The sequence below is a fragment of the Kribbella sp. genome (assembly GCF_035655035.1).
Classification (GTDB): domain Bacteria; phylum Actinomycetota; class Actinomycetes; order Propionibacteriales; family Kribbellaceae; genus Kribbella.
Genome location: NZ_DASRVN010000334.1, coordinates 1 through 4,840 on the forward strand (window position 1 = coordinate 1; position 4,840 = coordinate 4,840).

6 protein-coding genes are annotated in these 4,840 nt (G+C 70.6%); all 6 read left to right on the top strand.

Annotated elements, in window-relative coordinates; all coding sequences use genetic code 11:
- Window positions 1-645, top strand: a 645-nt coding sequence (locus VFF46_RS18790; protein WP_325038445.1) for a right-handed parallel beta-helix repeat-containing protein, incomplete at its 5' end; no start/stop codon positions are given.
- A gap of 249 nt (window positions 646-894) precedes the next feature.
- Window positions 895-1,524, top strand: a complete 630-nt coding sequence (locus tag VFF46_RS18795; RefSeq protein WP_325038446.1) for a sensor histidine kinase — start codon at window positions 895-897, stop codon at window positions 1,522-1,524.
- A complete protein-coding gene (locus tag VFF46_RS18800; RefSeq protein WP_325038447.1) occupies window positions 1,521-2,126 on the top strand; it encodes a response regulator transcription factor in 606 nt (201 codons plus the stop codon). Before VFF46_RS18795 ends, VFF46_RS18800 begins: the two co-directional genes overlap by 4 nt.
- The gene (locus VFF46_RS18805) at window positions 2,123-2,836 is read left to right on the top strand and encodes a response regulator transcription factor (RefSeq protein ID WP_325038448.1); all 714 of its coding nucleotides are present in this window, start codon (window positions 2,123-2,125) and stop codon (window positions 2,834-2,836) included. The genes VFF46_RS18800 and VFF46_RS18805 overlap by 4 nt, the downstream gene beginning before the upstream one ends.
- A 100-nt stretch (window positions 2,837-2,936) precedes the next feature.
- Window positions 2,937-4,160, top strand: coding sequence for a DegT/DnrJ/EryC1/StrS aminotransferase family protein (locus VFF46_RS18810; RefSeq protein WP_325038449.1), 1,224 nt, complete (start codon window positions 2,937-2,939; stop codon window positions 4,158-4,160).
- A partial coding sequence (locus VFF46_RS18815; protein ID WP_325038450.1) for a polysaccharide biosynthesis protein occupies window positions 4,157-4,840 on the top strand: 684 nt, incomplete at its 3' end. The genes VFF46_RS18810 and VFF46_RS18815, both read left to right, overlap by 4 nt.

The following is a 4,840-nucleotide window of genomic DNA, read 5'->3' on the forward strand; positions in this document are numbered from 1 at the left end:
AACGTCACCCACGACAACGAGGACTCCGGTATCCAGTTCTACCCCGGCGGCAACGACAACCTGGCCGCACTGAACGTCACGTACGACAACGGCGACCACGGCATCGACGACCTCAACGTCACCGGCGGCCGGCTGATCAGCAACACCGTCTACCGCAACTGCACAACCGGCATCAACGTCGAGGGCACCTCCGGCAACTACCTGGTCTACAACAACGTCGCCGCCGACAACGCCCTCTACCCGGCCTACAACGGCATCGCCTGCTCGCGGCGAGCCGGCAACATCGGCATCTGGGACTCCGCACCAGCCTCGACAACGGTCGACCACAACCTCGTCTGGCTGACCACGAGAGGGACGATGTACGCCTTCGGCAAGACGTACACGACCCTCGCCGCGATGCAGGCCGCGACCCACCAGGAGGCGCACGGGGTGCAGGCGGATCCACTGTTCGTGTCCCCGTCGACCTGGGACCTCCGGATCGGGGCCGGCTCGGCGGCCATCGACCGCGGCGACTCAGGCGTCTCCGGGGCCCAGTCGAGCGACATCGAAGGTCTGCCCCGGGTGGACGACCCGGCGACCCCGAACACCTTCGCCGAAGGGCCGCGGCTGTACGACGACCTCGGTGCGTACGAATACCAGCCCTGATCACTCACCGTCGTCATCCATTACCTGAACAACAGATGACACGAAGATGACCAGATCATGACGTATCCCCGATAGGCCTGCCTCTTTTCCCTGGTCGCGCCTCTACTGGTGCCTGGGACCGAGACGCGTGGCCTGGGGGGCTCGAGCGGGGATACCGTGCCGGACTGTCACCGTGCGTGGTTGTCGAGGGCTTGGCGACGTGGGCCGCGGTGGGCGGCCGGCTCGGCGTTGACCTGAGGGGGGTCACCGATGAGCGCTGCCGACGCGTCACCGTCGACGTTCGGATACGACGACCCGCAACACCTGCTCCAGCTCTGCCACGACCTGCGGCAGTACGTCGCCGCCGGGCTGTTCCTGTCCGAACCGGCCGCCGCCGAGCTGGCGGGACCGGGCCGGCTCGCACTGATCCACCAGCAGTTCCGGGCGATCGCCGAACTCCTGGAAGTGGAGCAGACACCGGCCCTGCGGATCGGCGGGGTCAACCTGACCCAGCTCGCGGGTGAGTGCGCGGACCTGGTTCGGCTGACGCACCGGGTGCCGGTGATCTTCGAGCGTGCTCCGCGGGTCGTGGTCGCCGCGGACCAGGCCTTGCTGCGCCGGGCCGTCGGCAACCTGCTCGACAACGCCTGCCGTGCGGCCGGCGGCACCGGTCACGTCCAGCTGCGGGTCGGTTCGGGCGACGGCGAGGCGTTCGTCGAGGTGTCGGACGACGGGCCGGGCTTCGGCGAGATCGCCGCCGGTACCGGGCACGGCCTGCAGGTGGTCACGGCCGCGGCCCGGGCGTTCGGCGGCCGGATCGAAGTCATCAGCCTGCCGGGCAGCGGAACCACCGTGCGGCTGTGCCTGCCGGCCGGCCGGCTCACGGTGAGGTCGGCATGAGGCTGGCGATCTGCGACGACCAATGGTTGTTCGCCGCGGTCCTTTCGGCCGCCTTCGCCCGGCACGGCCACGAGGTCGTCCTCACCACCGACGACACCAACGAACTACTCGCCGAGACCGCCCGCCTGCAACCGGATCTCGTCGTACTCCAGTCTCCGGCAACAGCCGGGCAACTCCGCGACCCGTACGTCGTACTGCTCGCCGACCCGCACGACGACCTCGCCTGGGACGCCTACGACCGCGGCACCGTGGACGCGGTCGTGAGCAAGTCGTGCGCGCTCCGGACACTTGTCGAAGCCGTCGAACTGGTTGCTACAGGCAATCATATGACGGCCGGCCGGCCCGCCTCCGCACGCCGCACGCGACGAGCGGTCGTCGAGCCGCTGACCACCAGGGAACTGGAGGTACTGCGGCTCGTAGTACAAGGCCACTCGACCCAGTGGATGGCCGACCAGTTGGGCGTCAGCACGCACACGGTCCGCACTCATGTCCAGCAGGTACTGCGCAAACTCGGCGTCCACGCCCGCGGCAAGATCGCCCGCGCGGCCGCCGCCGCGGGACTCGTCGACGTCCAGGAACTCGTCGCGGACGGGCACCGGTGACCGGCCCGGCCGGTGTCTCGGTGCTGCTGGTCGACGATCACCGCGTCTTCGCCGAGGCGCTCGCGAACCTGCTCGCCGCCGAGACCGGCATCAGCAAGGTCGCCGTCGCCTCGAACCTCGACACGGCCCGGACCCAGATCGCCACCGGCCACCCGGACCTCGTGCTGCTCGACCTGTCGCTGGCCGGGGAGTCCGGCACCGACCTGCTCGCCGAACTCGCCGAAGCCCCGGCACCGCCCGCCGTCGTGATGCTGTCCGGCAGCACGGATCCGCGATCGATCGTGCAGGCGCTCGAAGCCGGCGCCCGCGGCTGGCTGACCAAGACCACCCGGCTGAGCACCCTCGTCGAAGCACTCTGGCAAGTGCTGGACGGCAACCTGTACTTGTCCCCGGCAACATTGCAACCGGTCCTGCGGCACCTGATGGACGACGTACGGCGGCAGCGCGCCGCGTCCGGCTTCGTCGACCAGCTCACGCACCGGGAGCTCGACGTACTGCGTTGCCTGGTGTCCGGGATGACCCGGGCCGAGGCGGCCACGTACCTGTTCGTGTCCACGAACACGGTCCGGACGCACATCCAGAGTCTGCTGCGCCGCTCGGAGCAGCACTCGACGCTCGCACTGGTCGCCTTCGCCCGTTCACACGGTGTGACCGGTATCGACGAGACCGAGGGGTCCGTAATCACCGCCGGGCCCGGATCATCCTCTTGACGTAGACGTTCTCGTCTCCTCGGCGGGCGCGGGGTGGTGGTCACAGCCCGTAGCGTCGAGGGACATCAGGGCCCGTGGGGGGCTTGGAGGGGGCATCGGGATGAGTACCCGAATCACTGCTGTGCCACGTCCGGTTCCGGCCGAGGAGATCGTCGTACCGTTCGCGGACTGTCACATCACCGCGGACGCGCAGGCCGCCGTACTGCGGGTGCTGCAGTCCGGGTGGGTGACCACCGGACGCGAGGTGGCGGCGTTCGAGACGGAGTTCGCGACCGCGGTGGGGGCCGCGCACGCGGTGGCCGTTTCGTCTTGCACACAAGGGATCGAACTCGCGCTGCGGTCGCTCGGGCTGCCGCCCGGGTCGCTGGTGCTGAGCTCGACGATGACGTTCTGCGGCGCCGTCCACGCGATCGTGCACGCCGGGCACCAGCCGGTGCTCGTCGACGTCGATCCGGCCACCGGAATGCCGACGCCGGCGACGGTGCGCACCGCGGCGCAGGAGTACGGGCAGCCCGCCGCGCTGGTCGTCGTGCACTGGGCCGGCGACGTCGCCGACGTACCGGCGCTCGCCGAGGCGGCCGGCGTACCGCTCGACCGGGTGGTCGTGGATGCCGCGCACGCGCTCGGCACGTACGCCGGGGACGCGCCGGTCGGCTCGGGACCCGGAACGACCTGCTTCAGCTTCTACGCCACCAAGAACCTGCCGCTCGGTGAGGGCGGGATGATCACCACCGACGACGCCGCGCGCGCCGACTGGCTGCGCCGGGCGCGCCTGCACGGGATGACCGCGGACGCGTGGCGCCGGTACCTGCCCGGCGGGAGCTGGCGCTACAACGTCGCCGACGTCGGCCTGAAGGCGAACATGACCGACGTCCAGGCGGCGATGGGCCGGGCGCAGCTCGCGCACTTCCCGGCCTGGCAGCGCCGGCGGGCGGAGATCGCGGCACGGTACGACGAACGGCTCGCTGGGCTGCCCGGTGTCCGGCTCCCGCACCGCCCGGCGCCCGGCGACGGCACGCACGCGTGGCATCTGTACCCGGTCCGGCTGTGGCTGCGCGGCGGGATCGAGCGCGACAAGATCATCGCCGCGCTGTCCGAGCGCGCGATCGGTACGTCGGTGCACTTCATCCCGGTCCATCGGCTCGCGTACTTCAGCCAGGCCGCGCTGATTCCGTCGGCCGGGCTGACCGGGGCGGACGCGCTGTTCGACCAAGTGCTGTCGCTGCCGCTGTACCCGCGGCTGACCGGCGAGCAGGTCGACGCGGTGTGTGCGGCGATCGCAGCCATCGCCAACGAGGGCATCTCAGGAAAGGGAACGGAATGACTGAGCCGCTGCTGTTACAGCACAGCGACCGGAGCCTGCTGCTGCGGACCGTCGTCGTCGGCGCCGGGGAGGCCGGGGTGGCACTGGCCCGCGACCTGCACCGGGTCAGCTCGTTCGGGCTGGAGCCGGTCGGGTTCCTGGACGACGACGCGACCAAGCAGGGCCGCCGGTACGGCGGGCGCCGGGTCCTCGGCACCGTGGCCGACCTGGAGAAGGTGCTCGAGCGCAGCCGGGTCGACGTCGTGGTGATCGCGATCCCGTCGATGCCTGCCCACGAGGTACGGCAGCTCGGCCGCCGCGCCGCCGCCCTGGGCGCGACCGTACTGCACCTGCCGCCGTTCCTGTCCGCGCTGCAACGGCAGATCGCCGGCACCGACATGCGGGCGCTGCAGGTCGGCCCGCTGATCGGGCGGCCGGAGATGCACGTGGTCAGCCGGCACGCGCGGGAGGCGATCGCCGGCAAGCGGGTACTGGTCACCGGCGCGGGCGGCTCGATCGGCAGCGAACTGTGCCGCCAGGTGTACGGCTTCGGACCCGAGCAGCTGATCATGCTCGACCACGACGAGTCCAACCTGCACCGCAGCCAGCTCGAGCTCTGGGACGAGGCGCTGCTGGACACCGAGAACACCGTGGTCGCCGACATCCGCGACAGCGAGCGGCTGTTCCAGCTGTTCCGCGAC